We start from the raw sequence: 21,957 nt of genomic DNA, 5'->3' as shown, positions 1-21,957 counted from the left end.
CCAAGAAGGGCGCTCGCAAGCGCGCAGCGAAGAAGTCCTCGAGCTAAGTCGAGCTAGATCGCAACGCCGGTGGCCGGTCCGCTCCAGGATGTCCGAATACTCGATCTGACGTCTGGAGTGGCCGGCCCCTGGTGTACGCGCCTCCTCTCCGACTTATGGCGCCGACGTCATCAAGGCCGAGCGACCAGGCGTCGGCGATGAGTCGCGTGGCCACGGTCCCTTCCCTGACAAGATCCCTCATCGCGAGAAGAGCGCGCTGTTCCTCTGGCTGAACGCGAGCAAGCGCAGCATCACGCTCGACGTCGCGACGCCGACCGGCCGCGCCCTCGCGCTGCGTCTCGCCGAGCGCTGCGACGCCGTGGTGCTCGATCAACGCCCCGCGGAGTTGGCGCGACTGCGGCTCACCCCGGACGACGTTCACGCCCTCGACCCGCGCCTCGTCGTCACGTCGGTGACGGCGTTCGGGCAGTCCGGCCCGTACGCAAACTGGCGCCCGTCGAACATCGCCGCCTACGCCGCCGGCGGCCAGCACTATCTGACGGGCGACCCCGACCGCGAGCCGCTGCAGAATGGCGGCTACCAGGCCGAGTACCAGGCCGGCACGTGGTCGTTTGGCGCCACGATCGCCGCGCTCCTCGACGCGCAGCGCACTGGTATCGGTCGCACCGCCGAGGTTGCGGGCGTCGAAGTGATGGCGGCGATTCTCGAGATCTACTTCCCGGACTACGCGTACCGGCACTCAGACGCGCTGACTTCCCGGCGCGGCAACTTCTCGTCCGCGGTCGTCGGCATCTACCCCGCGCTCGACGGTCATATCGGCATCCACGCGATGCCCAAGAACTGGCCGCAGTTGGTGCAGGCGCTGGACGCCGGCTGGATGGCGACAGACGAACGTTTCGCCGACAACCGCGCGCGGCTCCGCAACGACGACGAGTTGTCGGCGCAGTTCTTCCTCTGGGCGGGCAGCGTCACGAAGCGTGAGGCCTATGAGCGGGCGGGCCGTTTTCGGGCCCCGATCACGCCCGTGAACACGATCGCCGACCTGCTGGACTCCCCGCACCTAAACGAGCGTGGCTTCTTCCGCGAGGTCACGCATGCGGACGCCGGCACGTTGCGCTATGCCGGACCGCCGTCGCGCATGCCGGCGTCGCCACCCGAGCTCCGCCCGGCGCCACGCCTCGGCGAGCACACGCGAGAGGTATTCACTGAGCTTCTGAGCATGACCCCGCGCGACCTCGCCCTGCTCTCGGCGGCGGCCGTGATATGAGCGCCGACCTCCGCCCTCCGCCCTCCCGGCTTCCCCTCGAAGGCATCCGCGTCCTCGACCTGACGATGGTCTGGGCCGGCCCATCTGGCACGCGGCTCCTGGCCGACATGGGCGCCGAGGTGATCAAGGTCGAGTCAGCCCGCAGTTGGGACATGCTGCGGTCGCTGCACTTCCTGGGCGGCCATACCGAGCGCTGGTGGAACAAGTCGGCGTACTTCAACCACAACAACCGCAACAAGTACGGCTGCACGATCGACCTGCAGACCGAGCGCGGCCGCGAACTGGCGCTGCAGCTCGCCGCCATCTCCGACGTCGTCTTCGAGAATTACCGCGCTGACGTCATCGGCAAACTCGGACTCGACTACGACCGCCTGCGCGAGGCGAAGCCCGACATCATCCTCGTCTCGATGCCGAGCCACGGCAAGAGCGGTCCCGAGTCGCACCACGTCGCGTACGGCACGAACGTCGAGCAGCTCTCGGGCCTGGCATCGCTGAGCGGCTACCCGGGCATGGGCCCGCACAAGTCGGCGATCGCGTACGGCGACCCGAATGCCGGCGCCATCGCGGCCGCGTCGGCGCTCGCCGCGATCCGCCACCGCGACCGCACCGGCGAAGGCCAGCACGTCGAAGTTGCGCAGTGGGAAGCGCTGATGGGGAACATCGGCGAGTTCATCCTGGCGTACCAGATGAGCGGCGAGCCGTCGGAGAGCCTGGGCAACCGGCACATCTCGCGCGTGCAGGGCGTCTACGCCTGCGCGACGGACGACGAATGGGTGGCGATCTCCGTCGGGTCGGATGCCGAGTTCGTGTCGCTGTGCGATGGCATCGGACGTCCGGAACTGGCGCGCGACCCACGCTTCGCGGACGTCGTGTCGCGACGCCGCAACCACGACGAGTTCGATGCGATCGTCGCCGCCTGGACAAAGAAGCGCACCCAGCACGAAGCGTCGCGTGAACTGCAGGCGCGCGACGTCTCGGCGGCGCCAGTGCTGCGCATCCAGTCGCTGCTCACCGATGAGCACTTCCGCGCTCGCGGCTTCTGGGAGGAAGTGACGCACGCCGACGCCAGCACGTGGGAGATGGAAGGGCCCGTCTGGCGCATGTCCGGCGACGACGCGCACGTGCGCATCCCGCCGCCCATGTTCGGCGAGCACAACAACTGGGTCTTCGGCGACCTGCTCGGAATCAGCGACGCGGAGATCGCCGATCTCGAATCGTCCGGCGTGACGGCGACGGTACCTAACGTGGAGCTTCACTCGTAATCGGACATACACGGTGTCAAGCGCCAAGGAGGCGCACCGCTGTGCGCCCCTAGGGTCACCACCGTGCTCCTGCTGACATCGCAGCTCGAGTTTCCAGCCTCCAACGCGTCGATCGCGGGGACTGCGCTTCCACCTATCGTTTCAATCCTCACCCGACGCGTGCGTCGGGTGCAACTGGAGGGTGCGTGAAACTTCAATACTCGTACGACGTTTCAATCCTCACCCGACGCGTGCGTCGGGTGCAACGTTACGTCAGCAAAGCCATCACGGAGCAGGGTAAGTTTCAATCCTCACCCGACGCGTGCGTCGGGTGCAACCCGACGTAACGCGCGTCCCACAACAGCGCGCCGGGTTCCAATCCTCACCCGACGCGCGCGTCGGGTGCAACCGCACGCGGTGAGCGTGCCGGTGTACGGCAACCCGTTTCAATCCTCACCCGACGCGCGCGTCGGGTGCAACATGTTCTCGATCGCGCGCCACTCGTCGCCGTTGAGTTTCAATCCTCACCCGACGCGCGCGTCGGGTGCAACGGCTATTTCAGACATAGATCCGCACCGGCCGCGATGCGCTCCCCTTCAGCCACCACGCGCCTCCCGCCGGCAATCCTCCTTTCGTCCGCTTCGGGAGTACGTGGCGCCGCCGGACGCGCAGTTCCGCCCCTCGCTTCCTGCGCGAACCCTGCGAGTGCGACACCGGAGCCGCCGGTCCGCGCATCACGCGATCAGCGTCCCGCCAAAGTCGAGCGGCGGCGGGACGCCGAACACCTGCGTGAATTGCTCTCGCGGCTCCCGCAGCCGATAGATCCGCAGGCTATCCTGCGACGGCTCGATCTCCTTGAGCAATCGGTAGGTGAACCGCTCAACCTGCACCTCCGTGAGGACGCATTCGAAGACCGACTTCTGGACGCGTTGACCGTGCGCCACGCACACGTTGGCGACGCGTCGCAGCCGCCGTCTCCCCTCCTTCGTGTCCGTCGCAACGTCGTACGCCACGAGCAGTTCCATCGGCCGACCTCCTACCGGTGCAAGAACGGCGGATAATGGGCGATATCGCCGCGCAGGTGACGCGCCAGCAGCCGCGCCTGGATATGCGGCACAATGCCGAGCGGGACCTTCTGCCGCATCACGCGATGCTCCACGACCTCCTGCTCCGCTTCTGCCACGCGCCGAGGACCGACTTACGCGCCTCATCGCTCAGGTACACGGCGCCACCCGGCAGCTCGCGAAAGCCATCTGGCGTCACTTGCCTGCGATTTACGAGCGTCAGCGCGATCCGGTCCGCAAGCACAGGCCGCAGTTCCTCCATCAGGTCGAGCGCGAGCGCCGGCCGACCTGGCCGAAGCGCGTGCAAGTAGCCGACCTGCGGGTCGAGCCCGATGCCCTCGAGCGCGCTCTCGCACTCGGAACGCAGCAGCGCGTACAAAAAGGACAGCAGCGCGTTGATGCGGTCGCGCGGCGGACGGCGCGTCCGTCCCCCTGGCGAGAACGCGGCCCGCTCCTCCCGCACCATCGCGCTGAACGCCCGAAAGTACGTGCGCGCGGCATCGCCCTCGATCCCGCGCACGACGTTGAGGTCGGCCGGCGCGCGCAGCTCCACGACGCTCTCAGTCAGGGACTCAGCCGCCCGCACGAGCACAGCCCGGTCGCCTTCATCCTGCGCGTCGCGCGACGCCCGCAGCAGCACATGGCGCGAATTTTGCAGCTTGCCCGCAGCGAACTGCCGCGCCAGTTGCAACGGCCGCTCTGGGTCCGACAATGCAAGGTGTTGGGCGCGGCGTAGGAGCACATTGCCCTTCGTCCGCCCTTCGATGCGGGCGCGAAAACCACCCGTCCGGTCGAGCAGCACCAGGCTGCATCCGTCCTCCGCGCACCGCGCCATGAGCGGCGGGCTGATCCCATCGCGCCGAAGCACACGATGCCCGAAAGCCGCAAGAGCGGCACGCGCAGCGACGTTACGCCGTCGGTCTCGACCCGCACGGTATCGTGATCGAGCCACAGCGCGGCGCTGGGCGTCGTCACGTACAGCGTGTTGCCGACGTCAATCATCATCCACCTCAGACGGACCGGCGGCGTCGTCGATGCGATACAGCGCGCCCTGCAGGCCCCTGATCCTGTCCGGTCTGGCGACGACGCCAGGAAGGCAGGACACCGCCTTCGGCGCATCGCGCCGTATGAGACCGACCTGGCAGCGGCCGCCCGCGAACGCGTGCCGCTCGATTTCCAGAAGCGCCACGGATGGACGCACCCTGCCGTCGAGCGGGCCGAAGAGTTGCTCGCCGGGGCGCAAGAAGCGCTCGCGGCGCTCGGCACTCGAGGCGATCCCCTGCGGGCTATCGGCTCCGCCGCGGGCGACGCGTTCGCCGCGGCCCTCGATGCCGTCGGCGCCAATGAAGAAGTGATGAACGCGGATGGCGAAGCAGCCTGGACGCCGGGCCTCATGCAGGCCGTCGTGCATTCGGTCGCACGGTCGCGCGCCCGCAAGACCGGAGCCGTCATGCGGGAAGTCGCAACCCACCTCGCGCAGCAGATCGACCAGTGCGGCCGGGACCGCGCATTCGTCCTCGAGGAGCAGGACCGCATGCGCCGCGAGCGAAGGATCCCGCCCGAGCAGGTGCTGATCAATCTCTCGAAGTACGAAGCGCACCTCAACCGGCTGCTCTACCAGGCCCTGCACGAGATCGAAGCGCTGCAATCGCGCCGGCGGGGTCAGCCCGTACACCTCGCCCGCGTCCAGATCAGCGCCGGAGGCTAAAATTCAAGAACAATTTCCGCACGGCACGCGCCTGGCGCGGAGTTTGAAAACCGCCGCCGGGTCGGCGCCGAAGCAAAGCGACGCGCCGCGGGACAAGCAGCCTGCTGGAGACGACCCTGTCTGGGCCGCCATAATCTCCGTCGGTGGCCACCGACCGGCAGCCACTTCGTTAGACTTCCTCGCGAAGGAGGCTGCTTGACCACCGATATCGCCGCGATCACCGAACGCGTCCGCGACCAGGGGTCGTTCATCGATGCCGTCAAGCGCGAGGTGGCGAAAGTCATCATCGGCCAGGACGTGCTGGTCGAGCGGCTGATCATCGCGATGCTGTGCCGCGGCCACATTCTCATCGAGGGCGTGCCGGGGCTGGCCAAGACGCTGACCGTGAGCACGCTCGCGCGGACGATCGACGCCACGTTCGTGCGCATCCAGTTCACGCCCGATCTGCTGCCTGCCGACATCTCCGGCACGACGATCTACAGCCCGCAGGATGGCGATTTTCACGTCCGCAAGGGACCGATCTTCGCGAACATCGTGCTCGCCGACGAGATCAACCGCGCGCCCGCGAAGGTGCAGTCGGCGCTGCTCGAGGCCATGCAGGAGCGCCAGGTGAGCATCGGCGGCACGACGTTTCCGCTCGAGGATCCGTTCATGGTGCTGGCCACGCAGAACCCCATCGAGCACGAGGGCACGTACGCCCTGCCGGAAGCGCAACTTGACCGGTTTATGCTCAAGGTGATCGTCACCTACCCCTCCCGCGAGGAGGAGAAGCGCATCCTCGACCGGTTCGTCGCCCCGGACGAGATGCCGGCCGTCGAGCACGTCGCCGATCCGAAGTCGATCGTCGCCGCGTCGCACGTACTGAAAGACGTGCGGATGGAGGATCGGCTGCGGGACTACATCGTGCACCTCGTCGCCGCCACGCGCGAGCCGGAGTCATACCGGCTGGCGCGCATCAAGCCGCTGATCGAGTACGGCGCGTCGCCGCGAGCCACGATCTATCTCGCACAGGCGGCGCGCGCCCATGCGTTCGTCCAGCACCGCGGCTACGTCGAACCGGACGACGTGAAGGCCGTCGCGATGGACGTCATGCGGCACCGCCTCGTCGTCTCGTACGAGGCGGAGGCGGAGAACACCACAGCCGAAGACATCGTCCGCGCCGTGATGGACGAGGTCGAAGTCCCCTGAGGTCTGGCACTCCGCTGTTGCCTGTCGGACACTGGAGGCTGGATGCTGGATGCTGGAAGCTAGAGACTCCGATCATAGCCCCGACGATCTCACACATCACCTCGTGCCGGCTGAGTACTTTCGGGCGCAGCCGGAAGACACCGACTTCGCGCCGGAAGCCTTCGCCGCCGATGGCTTCATCCACTGCACCGACGGCGCGGCCAATCTCATCCAGACAGCCAACCGCTACTACCGCGACGACCCGCGCGCGTTTGTGGCGCTGGTCATCGACAAGTCGAAGGTCCAAGCAGACATCCGCTACGAAGATCCCGCACGCCTCTATCCGCACATCTACGGGCCGCTGAACCGGGATGCGATCGTGCGCGTGGTCGCCATGAGGCGCGCGGCTGACGGGACATTCGAGGCGTTCGAGAGCTAGGTCGCCGATGTCGCAGGCTTGCCCCATCGCACCGACGCCGACGCTCCGAGAGCAAGCACGCCGCCCGAGGCATACGGCCCAACGAGCGCACGCACATCTTCGTCGAAGGCGCGCGCGGCGTCCTCGCCCATGCGTTCGCGCGGCAATCCCGCAGTCGCGTGCAGAGATGCGATGTACTCATCGACGCTCCGCTCGAACGGCTCATGCTCCAGCGGTCTCGCCGATCGGTTCGAACAAGCCTCGCCCGCGAAGCTCATCGATAAGGTCGGACTCGACGAAGTTGTGGATCACCGAGTAGCGCGCGAACAGGTCACGGAGCGCCGGCGACCAGAGCTGCGACACGGGGACCGCGCTGACTATCGCCAGCACGGCATCGGGAGCGAGCGCCGCAGCGATCCGCGGCAGCACGGTCTCCCAGTCCATCCAGTGCAACGAGTCTCCGGCGACCGCCAGCGCGTAGGGCGGGTCAAGCTCCACGTCCTCCGCGCGGCCTTGAAGCCAGCGAATCGCGGCATGGTCGCCTCCCGGCATCCCACTAGCGCGCTCCAGCATCGGCGCCGAGACATCCACCGCATCGACGCGCTCGCTGTCGGGCGCGAGCATGCGGGCGATCTCGCCGGTGCCGCAACCAAGCTCGAGCACGCGCCCGCCCGCGGGAACCGCGAGCGACAACAGGAATGGCGGCAGTGACTCGGGGTAGGGCGTCCGCAGGTGATAGGCATCGACCACGTCGCGAAGTTGAAACGCGGCGGCGTTGTAGTCGTTGAGATGCGCCGGGCGATCTGCATTCATCGCGTCGCTGCCCGCTCGATCATGTCGCTGTGCAGCGGCCAGTGCAGGAACGTATCGCCGCCGATGAATTGCCACAGCACGCGGCTCCGCGACCACGGCACGGTCCCGCCGCGTTCATGTCATCGTTTGACTTCATCCGCGCGCGTTCGATGATCACCTCCGCGAGCCGCTCGAACTGAGCCCGCACGTCGGCGATCGGAATGTCGCGAAAGTAGGCGACGGCGAGTGCGTTCGACTCTTCGCCGGTCGGCATCGTGTCGGGAAGTCCGGCAGCCTTACGGCGCATGCGCTCGGCGACCATATGCCGGGGGCGGCTCGACCTCGGCCGAGCCCGTAGGCGACCTGCGTCGCCCAGTGGATCAGGTGCGCGAGCACGTCCTTCGCCGTCCAGCCCTCGTCGGTCACCGGAAGCGTCGATGCGCCGGCGCCCGTGGCGTCGATCGCGGCCATCAGCCGCGTTCGCTCCCGTGCGATCTCATCGAGCACCTGCCGCGTCGTCATGCGTTCAGCCATGGTGCGCATTCTCGCAGCACGCCGCGCCGCCGCCAACCGGCCTGCTGACAGCCGGCGTCAGCTACCTTCGCTTGCTGTTGCCGCTACCGCGACCGAACATCCCGAGGAACGGCGATCCGGCGCCGACCAGGAACCCGAAGTCGTACCAGTTGCCGCCGCGCTCGCTGTTGTAGAACGGGAACCGCTCCCACGCGTCGAAGACGTGGGCAATCAGGATCACCCACGCGCTCAGGCCGTTCCAGAACCCCCAGAGGAGGTCTTCCCACCACATATCGCATTCCCCTTCGGTCAGTTGACGCGGCGCTCGACGCCCGCCCAGTAGTGCTCGCGCAACACGAACTTCTGCAGCTTGCCCGTGACCGTGCGCGGCAGTGACGCCACGAAGTCCACCGACGTCGGGCACTTGAAGTGCGCCAGGTGCTCGCGGCTGAACGCGATGATTTCCTCCTCGGTGCAGGACACGTCCGCGCGCAGCACGATGACCGCCTTGGGCGTCTCGCCCCACTTCTCGCTCGGCACGCCGATGACGGCGCACTCCAGGACAGCCGGATGACGGTACAGAGCGTCTTCGATCTCCGGCGAGCTGATGTTCTCGCCGCCGGAGATGATGACGTCCTTCTTGCGGTCGACGATGTGGATGTTCGCGTGCTCGTCCCAGACGGCGAGGTCGCCGGTGTGAAAGTAACCGCCGTAGATCGCGGCGGCGGTCGCATCCTCCTGGCGCCAGTACCCCTTCAACACGACGTTTGAGCGCGCGCACACCTCGCCGATGCTCTTGTTGTCCTTCGGCACCGGGTTGCCGTCGTCGTCCAGCACCTGGATATCCGTGCCGATGGCCTCCACGCCGGCCCGGGCACGGCGCGCGTAGTCCTCCTTCGCCACATGCATGTCCGGCGTCGAGACGGTGAGGATCGGCGATGTCTCGGTCAGGCCGTAGATCTGCATGAACTCCCACCCGAGCTCGCGCTCCATGCGCTCGATGAATGCCGCGGGCGGCGGCGCGCCGGCGATCGTGAATCGCGGCCTCGTCGTGATCCGATGCTTGTCCTTGTCGGGATAGTTGAGGATCGCGCTGAGCACTGCGGGCGCCATGCAGGCGAACGTCACCCCGTACCGCTCGATCAGCCGGTAGCAGTCCGCGGCGACGGGCGCCCGCAGCACCACGTGCGTGCCGCCCATCGCTGTGATCGCGAACGGACCGCCCCAGCCGCTCGCGTGGAACATCGGCAGCGTCCACAGCTCGACGTCGTCGTGCTGGATCCGCAGGTGAGCGATGAAGTTGTAGGCGTTGATGTAGCAGTTTCGGTGCGTGAGCATGACGCCCTTCGGGCGCGCCGTCGTGCCGGAGGTGTAGTTGATCGAGAAGACGTCGTTCTCGTCCTGCACGACGGCCGGCGTCGGCGTCTCCGGCCCCGCGGCGATGAGACGCTCCCAGTCGCGCCAGCCCTCGCCCGCCTCACCATCATCTTGCGCGACGATCCACTGCTCGACCGTCTCGAGCTTCGGGCGGATCTCGTCGATCATGCGCGTGTACTCGTAGTCGACGAGCACGACGCGCACGCCCGCGTGATTGATGATGTACTCGTGGTCCGCGGCGGCAAGCCGGTAATTCAGCGGCACGATGATCGCGCCAATCTGCGCCACGGCGTAGTAGCTTTCGAGGAAGAAGTGCGAATTGGGGCTGAGAATGCACACCCGGTCGCCGGTCGCGACGCCGAGGCGGGGCAGTGCGTGCGCCAACTGGTTCACGCGTGCCTGGAACTCACCGTACGTAAAGCTGCGCTCGCCATCGATGATCGCCGTCTTCGTGCCGTAGAGCTTCGCCGCGCGGCGCAGGAAATCGCCGACCAGCAGTGGTACTTCCATGACCGCACCTCCCGTCGCATCAGCACGTGAGCCTGACTCGCGACGATACCTCAGACGGCGGGAGCGGTAAATCGCACGCTCAGCGACAAAGGCGCACCGCGGCCGGGTCGGCCGTCGATGAGCGCACGCGTTCGCACAAATGCGGTCAGGACGCGGTTTCGGCGGCCGCACTCGCGGCTTCCTGCGCCGCCTCCAGGTCGCGGATCCGGCGCCGCGTCACTTTGTCACGCTCGAAGCGCTCCGTGATGTCGCGCGCCTGCGCCATCGCGCCGATCACCTGACCGTCCGCATCGTGGACAATCGCGAAACTGAGTTCGACGTAGATCGGCGACCCGTCGGCCTTCATCGACTTCGTCGGCAACGACTGGCCCCGGTACTTCGTGTCGCCGGCCGCGAGCGCGCGTTCGTACCCCTGCCAGTGCGCCTGGCGAAGCGACTCCGGGATGATGATGTCCAACGACTGGCCGATAGCCGCGGCGGCGGCGTGCCCGAAGATGCGTTCGGCGGCCGGATTCCACGTCTGAATGATGCCGTCGAGGCCCGCGAAGATCATCGCGTCCGGCGCCTGGTCGACGAGTGCATGGAAGTCGACATCCTGAGCGTCAGCGTCCACGCACATCCCTCCAGTCACCGGCTGCCGCGAATCCGGGCGAAGCGGAGAAGGCCGGCCGTATCAGGCAGACCTCGTTCTCGGGACGGACCACCTACATGGTCCGATGGCAGACAAGTGGTAGCGCCAGCGGGATTCGAACCCGCGATCTCCGCCTTGAAAGGGCGGCGTCCTGGGCCTCTAGACGATGGCGCCGCGATCGCCCGAAGTATATCAAGCTGGTCGCTGGTCGATGGTGCTGGTAGTCGATGCTAGTAGTCGGTTCGAAAACGACCAATGACAAACGACCAGCGACCGTAACATCAATTTGTGGTTCCATGACGCCCGGAGGTGTCATGGACGACCGTCTACCGATCGTCGTTGGCGTGGGGCAGATTACGCAGCGCCCCGGCGCCGAACGGCCACTCGAACCACTTGGCCTGATGGCCGCCGCGGCGCGCGCCGCCGAAGCCGACAGCGCCACGCCTGAACTGCTCACCTCGCTCGATGCCCTTCGCGCGATCAACGTCCTGTCGTGGCCGTCGAAGGCGCCCGCGCTCGACCTGGCGAAGGCCCTGCGTGTCGCCCCACGCGAGGCGATCTACACGGCCGTCGGCGGCAACACGCCGCAGTGGATCGTCAACGAGGTCGCCGAAGCGATCCACGAAGGCGGCATCGACCTGGCGCTGATCGCCGGCGCCGAGTCGATGTACTCCGCGCGCAAGGCACGAGCGATGGGCGTCGACCTCGGCTGGTCAGCGCGCGGCAACCCGCCGCCCGAAGTCGGCGACACGCGCAACGGCGTCAATGAGATCGAAGCCGCGCACGGCGCGACGATCCCCACGCGCATCTACCCCCTGTTCGAGAATGCGCTCCGAGCGCACTACGGCCGCAGTATCGACGAACATCAGCGCGCGATCGGCGAACTGATGGCGAAGTTCTCGGCGGTAGCGGCGAGGAACGAACATGCGTGGTTCCAGGAGAAGCGGCTCGCCGAGGAGATCGCTACGCCGAGCGAGACCAACCGCTACATCAGCTTTCCCTACCCCAAGTACATGAACGCGATCATGAACGTCGACCAGGGTGCGGCGCTGATCATGACGAGCGTCGCCGGCGCGCGAAGGCTGGGCGTCTCGGAGGAGAAGTGGGTCTATCTCTGGGGCTGCGGAGACGCGACCGACCACTGGTTCGTCACCGAGCGCGTTAACTACCACTCGTCGCCGGCAATCCGCGTCGCGGGTGAACGTGCGCTATCGATGGCCGGCGTCGCGATCGATGACATCGGTCACTTCGACCTGTACTCCTGCTTCCCTTCGGCGGTGCAGATCGGCCGCGACGCGCTGGGCATCGCGCCCGGCGACCCGCGTCCGTTGACGCAGACCGGCGGACTGCCGTACGCGGGCGGCCCGGGGAACAACTATGTCACGCACGGCATCGCCGCCATGACGCAGCGGCTGCGCGGCGACCGCGCGGCCATCGGCCTCACGACGGGCAACGGATGGTACGTCACGAAGCACTCTGTCGCCGTCTGGTCCGCGCAGCCGCCTCGCAACGAATGGCGTCGCACGGACCCGACGCTCGACCAGGCGACGATTGACGCGGAGCCGCACCCCGAGTTCATCGCTGACCCTGAGGGCGCGGCGACCGTCGAGACGTATACCGTCGTCTTCGAACGAGAAGGCGCGCCGGGCCTCGGTATCGTCATCGGCCGTGGGGCGCGTGGGCGCCGGTTCATCGCGAACACGCCCCACGACGTGTCGCTGCTCGAGTCGATGACACAACGCGAATTCATCGGCACGAAGGGACATGTGACACAGTCCTCGGACGGCAAGAACGTCTTCACGCCCGGATAGGAGGCAAAGCATGAGTGCGCTCGCAGGCAAAGTTGCGTTGGTCACCGGAGCTACGCACGGCATCGGCCGGGCGATCGCCGTTGCATTCGCCGCCGAAGGTGCACAGGTGGTCGCCTGCGGCCGCGACGAAGCGGCGCTGGCGTCGATCGCCGCCGAGATCGGCGACGCCTGCGCGACACATCGCACGGACGTCACGGTCGAGGCGGACATCGAGGCGGCGGTGCAGTCTGCGGTCGACCGCTTCGGCGGCCTCGACGTCGCGTACAACGCCGCCGGCACCGGCGGCATGACGTCCACGATACGCAACAACGACCTGGCGGTGGCGGAGGCGATCTGGCGCACGAACGTGCTCGGCGTGCTCGCATCGATGAAGCACGAGTCGCGCGCCATGCGCGTCCGCGGCGGTGGCTCAATCATCAACGTTTCGTCCGCGAGCGCGAAGATGCCAGCGAAGGCGATGGCCGCCTACTGCGGCTCCAAGGCCGCCGTCAACATGATGACGAAGGTCGCTGCGCTCGAACTGGCGGAGCATGGGATACGTGTCAACGCGATCGGTCCCGGGGCCATCGAGACGCGCATGACCGAATGGATGAAGTTGCCCGGCGTCGGCGAAGCGATCGTCGCCGAGACGCCGCTCGCGCGCGTCGGGCAGCCGGCGGACCTGGTCGGGCTATCGGTGCTGGTGGCGTCGGACGCCGCCTCCTTCATCACCGGCGAGATCTTCTACGCCGACGGCGGCGCGACGTTGCAGAAGTACCCTGACCTGGTCTCGCTGTTCCGCGCGGCACGCGATGCGGCGCGCTAGCGCAGAAGGAGCCGGGCGCGCATCCATGCGGGGTTTGGCGCGCCGGCTCGATCATCAGGATCGATCGAGACGGGGGAGCGTTGTCTCGATTGACCCTTGCGACGCCTACTCTACGCACCGCTTGTTAAAGGCGCGCTAACTCGGCATGAACAGTTCACGACGCGCTGTTACAATCACCCTGCATCGGAGAGCAAGCAGACCATGCGTGACCTCGACCTTGGCGGCCTCATTCCGGCGACGCTCCTTCCGCTGACCGCCGATCACCAGATCGACGAGGCGGCGCTCCGCACCTACATCCGGTGGCTCATCGGCTTCGACGGACTGACGGCCGTCGCCGTGAACATGGATACCGGAGAAGCGCCGCATCTCTCGCGCGACGAGAAGCGGCGCGTACTCGACATCTACGCCGCAGAGGTCGCCGGCCGGGTGCCCGTGCTCGCCGGTATCGGCGCCCGATACACGGCCGAGGCCGTCGAACTCACGCGCGATGCAGAAACGGCGGGCGCCGATGGCATCGTCGTATTCCCGATCGCGGCGTTCGCCGGCGACCCGCTGCCGCCCGAGGTGCCATACGAGTACCACCGCGCGATCGCAGATGCGACGCCGCTGCCTATGGTGCTGTTCCAGCTCCAGCCCGCGCTCGCCGGCGTGCTGTTCTCGCGCGAGACGCTCCTGCGCCTGATCGAGATCCCGAACGTCGTCGCCATCAAGGAAGCATCGTTTGATGCAGTGAAGTTCGTGCAGACGCGCCGCATCCTCGACGAAGCACCGCGGCGCATCCAGCTCCTGACCGGGAACGACAACTTCATCCTCGAGTCGTTCGTGCTGGGCGCCGAGGGAGCCCTCATCGGCTTCGGGACGATCGCGATCGCCGAACAGGTCGAGATGTTTCGTCTTATCGCCGCGCGCCGTTACGAAGATGCGCAGCGTATCAACGATGAAGTCGTGCAGCCGCTCGCCGACGCGCTGTTCGCGCCGCCCGTGCGAAATTATCGAGCGCGGCTGAAGGAAGCCCTGCGGCAACTCGGCGTCATCCCCAACGCGCACATGCGCCCGCCCCTACTCGACCTCGATGCGCAGGAATGCGAAGCCGTGCGCCGCGCGCTCGCCGCCGTGCAGCTCGCCGCGCCTGCACCCGCCCGATGACCACCGCGCAGCCGGCTCCCTCCCCCGTGGCGCGGCCGTTTGACCTGCGAGAACCAATCGGCGTCGGCGTGATCGGCGCCGGTGGCATCTCCCACTCGCATCTGCTGGCCTATCGCGGCCGCGCCAATCGCGACCGGGCCCGCGTGATCGCCATCGCCGACATCTCGGAAGTCGCGGCGCGCAAGCAGGCCGAAACCTACGACATCGAGCATGTCTTCACCGACTGGCGCGAGATGCTGAACCGCCCCGATGTGCAGGCCGTCAGCATCTGCACGCCGCCGTTCCTCCACGTCGAGCAGTCGGTCGGGGCGCTGAGCGCAGGCAAGCACGTCATCTGCGAAAAGCCCGTCGCGCCGACCCTCGCCGGTATCGACGCGATCGCCGAGGCGCAGCGGGCATCGGGGACGGTCTTCGAGGGCGTATTCCAGCATCGCGTCGGCCAGGGCGCGCGCCAGGTGAAGGCGCTGCTCGACGCCGGCCGTTTCGGCCGCCTGCGGTTCGGACTGTCGGAGACGCTGTGGCAACGCTCGCAGGAGTATTACGACGTCTGGTGGCGCGGGACGTGGGCGCAGGAGTGCGGCGGCGTCACGATGGGCCACGGCATCCATAGCATCGACATGCTGCTGTGGTTCATGGGCGAGCCCGAGTCGGTGATCGCGGAAGCGGTGACGGCCAAGCTCGACATCAAGGTTGAAGACACGTCCCTCGCGACGGTGCGCTTCCGAAACGGCGCCGTCGGCCAGATCATCGTCACCGTCAATGCGCACGACAATCGCAGCCGGCTCGAGATCTTCGGCGATGACCTGCAGGCGGTGTCGAGCGAATCGCCCTACGACCCGACGCGCGAACCCTTCCTGCTGCGCTCTCTCGACGTCCCGGTGGCAGAAGCGGCCGCGCGCGAAGCAACCGAGCTGTACCCGGAGACCCCGAAGCACCTGCACGTTCCGATGATCGCGGACTTCATCGACGCGATCGACGGCGCACCGCCGCTCGTCGGCATCGACGAATGCCGCCGTTCGATGGAGCTGATCACCGGCATGTACAAGTCTGCGATGACCGGCCAGCGCGTCACGTTCCCGATTGCCGGCGACGACCCCTGGTACTCGCAGATTCCAGCGGACGGGTTTGACGTCGTGCCTTCCCAAGGTCTATAGTCACAATCATAACTGACTCTGTTAGTCAGTCAGTCAGTTCAGTCAGTGCCAAAGGATGCTCCGGATGGCGCTTGCGCACGGACCCACGCCCGACGAACGCGACCGTATGTTGAGGCTCACGCAAGCGCTTCCCACCAAGGCCGCCAAGATTCGCGCCCTCGGTACGGCGGGCTACACGCGCTCGCAAATCGCCGCGTTTCTGGGCATTAGCTACCAGCACGTGCGCAACGTCCTCACGCGCGAGGAGGAAGCTAAGGAAGCTGTGGAACGCAGGACGCCCGACGATCCCGAAGCCGAGTCGGGCGAACCCGAGCTCTTCGGGCAGATGGAGATGGATGAAAACGGCCGCATCCAGATCCCGGGCCACGTGATCGAACACCTGCACCTGCGCCGCGGTGGCATCGTCCCGTGGCGCGTCGAAGACGACGAGCTTGTACTCATGAGCCCGCAGGCTGGTTTCCGAAGAGCGCACGAGATCCTCCGGGCTTACGACGTGCCCGGTGAGACGTCTTGGACGGATGCCTTCCTACGTGATCGACGAGCGGAATGGGGAGAGAAAAATGACGACGCCGGGACGTGAGTGCGTGGTCGATGCGTCAACTGTCCTGGCGGCAATCAAACGAGAGCCCGGCTACCAACGCGCGATCGCGGCCATCCAGACGGCGATCATCTCCTCCGTAAACTTCGCCGAGGTAGCATCCCACCTCGCCAAGTCCGGTGTGTCGCTGGACGAAATCAAGTCCGTGCTCTCTTCGTTCGCACTACCCACCATCGACTTCAACATGGAACAAGCCCTCGAAGCAGCGAGGCTCCATCCCCTCACCGTGAGGCAAGGCCTCTCCCTCGGCGACCGTGCGTGCCTCGCGCTCGCGGTGCTCCGTGGCTTGCCCGTGATGACGGCCGATCGCAAGTGGGCGAGCGTCGACATCGGCATCGAGATCGTCCTCGTCCGCTAGCGCTAGCCACTCGCCCGCTCCGCGCGTACGCTAAGCACCATGCCATTCGCAATCCAGCTCGGCCCCGTGACCGCGCCGCGAGAGAACTTCATCGCGGAGTGTGCCCTGCCCGACGGCGGCTGGTCGGACAACGCCTGGGATGCCATCGACGAGGAATCCGGCGACGCCACGCCGGCTCAGATCGATGTCGTCACGGGCGCTCCCCGCGCATCGTGGCACGTGAAGGAACTGGCGCCAGGCGAGAAGCGACCGTACACGCTGCGGCCCGCCGCGCAGGCCGAGTCGCGCGGCGTCGCGCTGCACCACCAGGAGGAAAACGGACGCATCGTCGTGTACTACGGCGGCCTGCTGCAGACGATCTACCACTATGGCTTGCCGAACTACCGTCCGTACTTCTGGCCGAACGTCGCGCCGAGCGGCCGCCCCGACTCCGGCGTCGGCACGACGGACGGCTCGCAGCCGAAGTCGATCACCGACGACGGCCCGCCCGACCACTCGTGGCACCGTTCGCTCTGGTACGCGTGCGGCGACCTCAACGGCGTCGACTTCTACCTGGAACCGGCGGCGATGCAGGAAGGCTACGGCCCGCACGTCGGGACCGGTTACGGACGCATCGTGCACCGCTCGTTCGACTGGATCGTCTCCGGTCCCGTATGGGGCGGCTTCCAGCAACGCGCGCAGTGGGTGGCGCCAGGCGGCTCCGTACTGCTGGACGATGTGAGGCGCTTCCGCATGTACCGGCTGCGCGGCCGCCTGCGACTCTGGGATATCGAAGCCGAATTCACGCCGCACGCAGACGCGGTGACTTTCGGCCAGACGAACGAGAACGCGCTGCCGTTGTTTCGCGTCGCCGACATCATCGACGAGTGGGACGGCGGCACGATGACAAGCTCGAACGGCGCCAAAGGCTCGCCGGACTGTCACGCCCAGCGCGCCGAGTGGGTCGACGTCTCCGGTCCGTTCACGCGAGCCGTCGGGCGCGACGAGGAGATCTTCGGCATCGCCATGCTTGACCATCCGTCGAACAGGAATCACCCGAACGCGTGGTTCGTGCGAGGCTACGGCCCGGTCGGCACCAACCTGCCGTACTTCGACGGCCCGCTGACGCTCGAGCGCGGCGAGACGTGGACGCTGCGCCACCGGCTGTACATCCACCAGCAGTATTCAGCCGAAGCCAACGTCAGCGGCCGCTTCGACGAGTACGCCAACCCGGCGTCAGCGACCCTGCTCTAGCGGACAAGAAGCCGGAGCAGCGTACCGACGACCGATCACCGCCCACCGCCCACCGACGACCGACGACCGACGACCGACGACCAGCGTATGATGTCTTCATAAGGAGCTCACGCGATGACCACAGATACGAACGCCAAGTACTTCATCCGCCGCCTGAGCGAGATCGAGACCGAACGTGGCGTCTGCGGCTGGCGGCGCACACTCGTGACGCACGACGATACGCCGGTCGCCAACGTCTCGCACCTGCGCATCGAAGACAGCCGCTATCACTACCACCGCGAGATGACCGAGTTCTACTACGTCCTCAGTGGCGGCGGCACGATCACACTCGATGACGAGAAGAAGGAGATCACCGCCGGCGACCTCGTCGTGATCAAGCCGGGCGTCTGGCACACGTCAGACGGCGAGATGGATGTGCTGATTCTCGGCGTGCCCGCGGGCGAGCAGACCGATGTCTGGTTCGAGTAGCGAGATCCGCCGCCCGTTCGCATTGATTGCGCTCGCCTGCGCGATGACCGGTATCGCGAGCACATTCATGCCCTGGGCGACCGGATTTCGATGGTCGGAACTCGGCGTCGAGCGGATCGAAGGGCTGATCGTGCTCGTCGCGGCTATCAACGCCGCGCTCGTGGCGGCACTGGGCGCCGGCGGCGGCATTGGACGCCAGGCCTTCGCTCGCTGGGCGCTCACAGCCGGCGGAGTGATGCTAATAGCGAGCCTCTGGTTTCGGATGACTGTCGTTGGTGATGCGGATCCGGTGTACGACGGCATGCTCATCAACTGCTTCAGCGATCCATGCGGCGTTATCGAGGCGGGATTCGGACTCGTGGTGGCCGTCGTCGCGTCTGCCGGATACCTCGTCGCGGCAACGATCAGCTGCGCGCCTCCTCCGCCTCCGCGGCGGTCCTTCGCGTCAAACTGGCCACTGGCGCGTGGATTCGGCCGGCACGGCTAGGGTCGCCCCCCGCGTCACCAGCGACCAGCGACTAGATGATCTCCACCCGCGTGCCATTCCTCGCGAAGCGCCAGAAGAACTCGGCGTCCGCGTACCGCATGCCGACGCAGCCATGGCTCGAAGGGATCGACCCGAAGTAGTACTCGTCGCGCCAGTAGTTGAGGTGCAGCGCGTGCCCGGCGTTCGTGAAGTACTGCGTCCAGAGCACGTCTTCCAGCACGTAGTACTCCTCCGCGCCAATCGCCGCCGACGTCATCGTTTCGTTTTCGACGCGGTACTGGATGCGGAACGAACCGCGCGGCGTCTCCCACCCTTCCTTGCCGGTCGTGACGAGCGCGGTGTAGAGCGCTGTCTCGCCGATCATCGCCGTCGTCGTCTGGCGGGCGATGTCGACGAGGATCCAGCGCTCACCGGCGACCTCCGGTCCGGGGACGGGCGGCGGGTTCGGCGCCGGCACCGAGGGCGTTGGCGTGAACGTCGGCGTAGGCGTCAGCGTCACCGTAGGTGTGGGCGTGTTGGTGAAGGTCGGCGTGAACGTGGGCGTGTGCGTGGGGGTCGATGTGAACGTGGGCGTCGCCGCCGCGAAGACGTTCCACGACTCCTCGGGCCCGTAGGCGCGCAGCGAGAAGGCGGCGGCAGTGAATCCGGCCGAGAGGACTGCCGCCGCCGCGATCACGCGGAAGATCCTGCTTCGAGTCACATGCGATTCCGTTCGAGCTTCGATCGGATCAACGCGCCGCGAGCGCGAAAGGTTAACGCGCACGGCTTAACATTCGAGAACGTCCGCGATGGTCCCACGAGCGACGCGTTAGCGCCACCGGATGTTGAGGCGCGACAGGTTCAACCGTCTGAAAGCGGCGGCAGAAAAGGCCCACGCGGTCGAGCGCGGCGACGGTTGACCGTGGGGAAGCAGTTCGGGGGCGCAGCCAGGCACGTTAGCGTCGGATTCGGACCGAAGCGCAGACGGCAACGAAAAAGGGGCGGTACACGGTGCCGCCCCTTCGCGTTTCACTTGTCCCGGGCCTTCTTACGAGGCCTTGCCGATCTTGTACATGCCCGTGCCGCACACCGGGCAGACGCCCTTCGTGGCCGGCTTGCCGTTCTTCATCGTGACAGGCGTCGGGTTCTGCATTTCCCGCTGCGTCCTGCACTTCAGGCAGTAGGCTTCCATATCCCGAATCCCTCCTATGGCAGTCGTCCGAGCGATGCTCGCGTCCTCATCCCTTTACCGCTTACACCATTAAGCAGTTCTTTGGGTTTGAGCGTGGTCGTTCGCATAATAGACCGCTCCCAAGGGATGTCAAGCGAATCTGACCGCTATCTGGTCTGAATCTGTGCCGAATCTGGAAAATAGAGCCTTTTGAGCCGTTTCAGCCCCTCCCAAGCACCTTTTCAGGATGCCACTGACGCCCGTCCAGATTCCGGAGCAACCCCAGGAATGAGCCATCGACCGAGTACGCCCGGCACAAATCTGCCGCCGACGACCGCTCGCTGGCGACGACGCGGCCCGCAACCACGTCGCGCTCCCGTGCCTCGGAGAAGATCGCCGCCGGCCGCCGTTCGACCGCGCGGTCGGGCGCCAGAAGCAGGTCCTCGAGCCAGCCTTCGCGCGCGGCTGCCTCAATCTCAGGCACGGCATGCGCCTCGTGGATGCCGAAGCCGCCGCTGCGTGTGCGTCGCAGCGCCGTCAGGTGCGCCCCGCAGCCCACGCGCTGGCCAAGGTCATGCGCGAGCGACCGGATGTACGTGCCCTTGCCACAGTTGACTTCGATCTCCGCTTCCGCGCGGTCTGGGGCTAAGCTGAGCAGCCGAATCGCATCGATGCGCACGACACGAGGCGCGACTTCGATGGCGGCCCCTTCTCGGGCGTAGCGATAGAGCGGTTTGCCGGCGACCTTGATCGCGCTATACACCGGCGGCACCTGCTCGATGGCGCCAGCGCACGTGGCCAGTGCGCCTTCGATCGCATCGCGGGTAAGGCGCGAAGCATCGGCACGTGACGTCACCTCCCCGTCGGCGTCGTAGGTGTCGGTAGTGACGCCGAAGCGCACCTTCGCGACGTACGTCTTGGCTTCATCGTCGAGATACTGGATGAAACGCGTCGCCCGGCCAATCGCGAGCGGCAGCACGCCCGTCGCCAGCGGGTCGAGCGTGCCCGCGTGCCCGATGCGGCGGACGCCGGTGAGCCGCCGCATCGTCGACACCATCGAGAACGACGTGACCCCAGATGGCTTGTCGATCACCACGAACGCGTCGAGGGGACCCACGCGTCAGACGGCCTTCCCGGTGATGTCGATGGCGGCGGCATCACGTTCGCTGGAGAGACATTTCTCCTCGACCTGGACCGTAGAGAAGTACACGCCGAATCGGTGTTTGAGATCGTCGCTCGCCTCGCGCAGGATGCGCTCTCCGTTCGCACCGTAGTCGCGGACGCGCAGGTGCGCCGAAAATACGTTTTGACCTGAAGTCAGGCTCCATGCGTGCACGTGGTGGACATCCTCGACCCCCTCGATACCTTCCAGCGCCTCGATGGCAGCCCGGAGGTCGAAGCCCTCCGGCGTGCCCTGCAGCAAGACGCGCAGCGAGGAACCGATGATGCTCCATGACGCCCAAAACAGGACCACGCCGAAGGCCATCCCGAGAATGGGATCGATCTCCAGGAAGCCGGTGTACCGGACCACGAGCGCCGACACGATGATGATCAGACTCCCAACGAACGTTTGAATGACGTGCCAGAACGCGCCCTTCATGTTGAGATTGCCCTTCTGGCGCTCGTAGAGCAGCCAGAAGGCGACGACCTCGGTCGCGATCCCGCCGAACGCCGCAAGCAACATCACATTCGTCGAAAGCTGATGCGGGTCCATGAGCCGCATCGCGCCCATCCAGAACACGTACGCGGCCATGACGACCAAGAACACGCCGTTGAACAGGGCGCCGATGATCTCCGCGCGGAACCACCCGAACGTATGCTGTTCCGACGCCGGCCGTTCGCCGAGCCGTTGCGCTACCAGCGCGATGAGCACGCCTCCGACCGCCGAGAACGTGTGAAACGCATCGGACGTGACCGCCACCGAACCCGTCCACAACCCGAGCCCCAGCTCGACGCCAAAGTAGACTCCGGTCAGGATGCCTGCGAGGACAAGCGCTCTCCGATCGCCCCCCGCGGAGACGTTCCCGCCATGTCCGCCGTGCCCCATTGCCATTCGCCC

Annotated in this window: 26 protein-coding genes and 1 tRNA gene; 14 read left to right on the top strand and 13 right to left on the bottom strand. The window is 66.6% G+C overall.

Going from position 1 to position 21,957, the window contains the following annotated elements; translation table 11 throughout:
* The first annotated feature begins 112 nt into the window (after positions 1–112).
* Both WEB52_12040 and WEB52_12035 read left to right on the top strand, forming a co-directional pair.
* Complete coding sequence (locus WEB52_12040; protein MEX2227166.1) at positions 113–1,267, top strand: CoA transferase; 1,155 nt, start codon at positions 113–115, stop codon at positions 1,265–1,267.
* Positions 1,264–2,529: a CoA transferase gene (locus WEB52_12035; GenBank protein MEX2227165.1), complete on the top strand. Its 1,266-nt coding sequence runs from the start codon at positions 1,264–1,266 to the stop codon at positions 2,527–2,529. Before WEB52_12040 ends, WEB52_12035 begins: the two co-directional genes overlap by 4 nt.
* 713 nt (positions 2,530–3,242) lie before the next feature.
* On the opposite strand, the gene cas2 is transcribed toward WEB52_12035, so the two are convergent.
* Positions 3,243–3,533 (bottom strand): CRISPR-associated endonuclease Cas2, encoded by a 291-nt coding sequence (gene cas2 / locus WEB52_12030; GenBank protein MEX2227164.1) that lies wholly within the window; start codon positions 3,531–3,533, stop codon positions 3,243–3,245.
* A 118-nt stretch (positions 3,534–3,651) separates the two neighbouring features.
* Positions 3,652–4,374 carry a CRISPR-associated endonuclease Cas1 gene (gene cas1 / locus WEB52_12025; GenBank protein ID MEX2227163.1) on the bottom strand — a complete coding sequence of 241 codons (723 nt, stop codon included), beginning with the start codon at positions 4,372–4,374 and terminating at the stop codon, positions 3,652–3,654.
* Between the two features lie 183 nt (positions 4,375–4,557).
* Here cas1 and WEB52_12020 point away from each other — a divergent pair, with 183 nt between their 5' ends.
* From WEB52_12020 to WEB52_12010, 3 genes are all read left to right on the top strand, one after another.
* Positions 4,558–5,280 carry a hypothetical protein gene (locus tag WEB52_12020; protein MEX2227162.1) on the top strand — a complete coding sequence of 241 codons (723 nt, stop codon included), beginning with the start codon at positions 4,558–4,560 and terminating at the stop codon, positions 5,278–5,280.
* 195 nt (positions 5,281–5,475) lie between these two features.
* Positions 5,476–6,468 carry an AAA family ATPase gene (locus tag WEB52_12015; protein MEX2227161.1) on the top strand — a complete coding sequence of 331 codons (993 nt, stop codon included), beginning with the start codon at positions 5,476–5,478 and terminating at the stop codon, positions 6,466–6,468.
* Between the two features lie 49 nt (positions 6,469–6,517).
* Positions 6,518–6,886 carry a DUF952 domain-containing protein gene (locus WEB52_12010; GenBank protein MEX2227160.1) on the top strand — a complete coding sequence of 123 codons (369 nt, stop codon included), beginning with the start codon at positions 6,518–6,520 and terminating at the stop codon, positions 6,884–6,886.
* Here the strand turns inward: WEB52_12010 and WEB52_12005 are convergent.
* The 7 genes from WEB52_12005 to WEB52_11975 form a co-directional block, all read right to left on the bottom strand.
* A complete protein-coding gene (locus WEB52_12005; GenBank protein MEX2227159.1) occupies positions 6,883–7,032 on the bottom strand; it encodes a hypothetical protein in 150 nt (49 codons plus the stop codon). The two genes, WEB52_12010 and WEB52_12005, sit on opposite strands and share 4 nt — an antisense overlap.
* A 55-nt stretch (positions 7,033–7,087) precedes the next feature.
* The gene (locus tag WEB52_12000; protein MEX2227158.1) at positions 7,088–7,678 is read right to left on the bottom strand and encodes a class I SAM-dependent methyltransferase; all 591 of its coding nucleotides are present in this window, start codon (positions 7,676–7,678) and stop codon (positions 7,088–7,090) included.
* 153 nt (positions 7,679–7,831) lie between these two features.
* A complete protein-coding gene (locus WEB52_11995; GenBank protein MEX2227157.1) occupies positions 7,832–8,191 on the bottom strand; it encodes a maleylpyruvate isomerase N-terminal domain-containing protein in 360 nt (119 codons plus the stop codon).
* Positions 8,192–8,252: 61 nt separating this feature from the next.
* Positions 8,253–8,462 (bottom strand): hypothetical protein, encoded by a 210-nt coding sequence (locus WEB52_11990; protein MEX2227156.1) that lies wholly within the window; start codon positions 8,460–8,462, stop codon positions 8,253–8,255.
* Positions 8,463–8,479: 17 nt separating this feature from the next.
* A complete protein-coding gene (locus tag WEB52_11985) occupies positions 8,480–10,057 on the bottom strand; it encodes a long-chain-fatty-acid--CoA ligase (protein MEX2227155.1) in 1,578 nt (525 codons plus the stop codon).
* A gap of 145 nt (positions 10,058–10,202) precedes the next feature.
* Entirely contained in the window at positions 10,203–10,670 is a 468-nt protein-coding gene (locus WEB52_11980; GenBank protein MEX2227154.1) for a PAS domain S-box protein, read from the bottom strand.
* Positions 10,671–10,785: 115 nt separating this feature from the next.
* Positions 10,786–10,862 (bottom strand) — tRNA-Glu (locus WEB52_11975).
* Positions 10,863–11,002: 140 nt separating this feature from the next.
* Between WEB52_11975 and WEB52_11970 the strand changes: the two genes are divergently transcribed.
* The 9 genes from WEB52_11970 to WEB52_11930 all read left to right on the top strand — a co-directional run bounded on the left by WEB52_11970 (position 11,003) and on the right by WEB52_11930 (position 18,748).
* Positions 11,003–12,499 carry an acetyl-CoA acetyltransferase gene (locus WEB52_11970; GenBank protein MEX2227153.1) on the top strand — a complete coding sequence of 499 codons (1,497 nt, stop codon included), beginning with the start codon at positions 11,003–11,005 and terminating at the stop codon, positions 12,497–12,499.
* 10 nt (positions 12,500–12,509) lie between these two features.
* The gene (locus WEB52_11965) at positions 12,510–13,304 is read left to right on the top strand and encodes an SDR family oxidoreductase (protein ID MEX2227152.1); all 795 of its coding nucleotides are present in this window, start codon (positions 12,510–12,512) and stop codon (positions 13,302–13,304) included.
* A gap of 201 nt (positions 13,305–13,505) precedes the next feature.
* Entirely contained in the window at positions 13,506–14,450 is a 945-nt protein-coding gene (locus WEB52_11960; protein MEX2227151.1) for a dihydrodipicolinate synthase family protein, read from the top strand.
* Entirely contained in the window at positions 14,447–15,604 is a 1,158-nt protein-coding gene (locus tag WEB52_11955; protein ID MEX2227150.1) for a Gfo/Idh/MocA family oxidoreductase, read from the top strand. The genes WEB52_11960 and WEB52_11955 overlap by 4 nt, the downstream gene beginning before the upstream one ends.
* 64 nt (positions 15,605–15,668) lie before the next feature.
* Positions 15,669–16,184, top strand: coding sequence for a hypothetical protein (locus tag WEB52_11950; protein ID MEX2227149.1), 516 nt, complete (start codon positions 15,669–15,671; stop codon positions 16,182–16,184).
* Positions 16,165–16,560 (top strand): type II toxin-antitoxin system VapC family toxin, encoded by a 396-nt coding sequence (locus WEB52_11945; GenBank protein MEX2227148.1) that lies wholly within the window; start codon positions 16,165–16,167, stop codon positions 16,558–16,560. Before WEB52_11950 ends, WEB52_11945 begins: the two co-directional genes overlap by 20 nt.
* 39 nt (positions 16,561–16,599) lie before the next feature.
* Positions 16,600–17,793: a PmoA family protein gene (locus WEB52_11940; protein ID MEX2227147.1), complete on the top strand. Its 1,194-nt coding sequence runs from the start codon at positions 16,600–16,602 to the stop codon at positions 17,791–17,793.
* 114 nt (positions 17,794–17,907) lie between these two features.
* Complete coding sequence (locus WEB52_11935; GenBank protein MEX2227146.1) at positions 17,908–18,261, top strand: cupin domain-containing protein; 354 nt, start codon at positions 17,908–17,910, stop codon at positions 18,259–18,261.
* Positions 18,245–18,748, top strand: coding sequence for a hypothetical protein (locus WEB52_11930; GenBank protein ID MEX2227145.1), 504 nt, complete (start codon positions 18,245–18,247; stop codon positions 18,746–18,748). Before WEB52_11935 ends, WEB52_11930 begins: the two co-directional genes overlap by 17 nt.
* A 31-nt stretch (positions 18,749–18,779) precedes the next feature.
* Here the strand turns inward: WEB52_11930 and WEB52_11925 are convergent, their stop codons facing one another.
* The 4 genes from WEB52_11925 to WEB52_11910 form a co-directional block, all read right to left on the bottom strand.
* Positions 18,780–19,448 carry a L,D-transpeptidase gene (locus WEB52_11925; protein ID MEX2227144.1) on the bottom strand — a complete coding sequence of 223 codons (669 nt, stop codon included), beginning with the start codon at positions 19,446–19,448 and terminating at the stop codon, positions 18,780–18,782.
* A 327-nt stretch (positions 19,449–19,775) separates the two neighbouring features.
* The gene (locus tag WEB52_11920) at positions 19,776–19,919 is read right to left on the bottom strand and encodes a DUF5679 domain-containing protein (protein MEX2227143.1); all 144 of its coding nucleotides are present in this window, start codon (positions 19,917–19,919) and stop codon (positions 19,776–19,778) included.
* Between the two features lie 199 nt (positions 19,920–20,118).
* Entirely contained in the window at positions 20,119–21,015 is an 897-nt protein-coding gene (truB, locus tag WEB52_11915; protein MEX2227142.1) for a tRNA pseudouridine(55) synthase TruB, read from the bottom strand.
* Between the two features lie 3 nt (positions 21,016–21,018).
* Positions 21,019–21,951: a cation diffusion facilitator family transporter gene (locus tag WEB52_11910; protein MEX2227141.1), complete on the bottom strand. Its 933-nt coding sequence runs from the start codon at positions 21,949–21,951 to the stop codon at positions 21,019–21,021.
* Between the last annotated feature and the right edge of the window lie 6 nt (positions 21,952–21,957).

This window comes from Dehalococcoidia bacterium (genome assembly GCA_040902535.1).
Lineage (GTDB): Bacteria > Chloroflexota > Dehalococcoidia > DSTF01 > JACRBR01 > JBBDXD01.
Note: the sequence above shows the minus strand (reverse complement) of the source record. Positions and strands in the feature narration are given on the sequence as shown.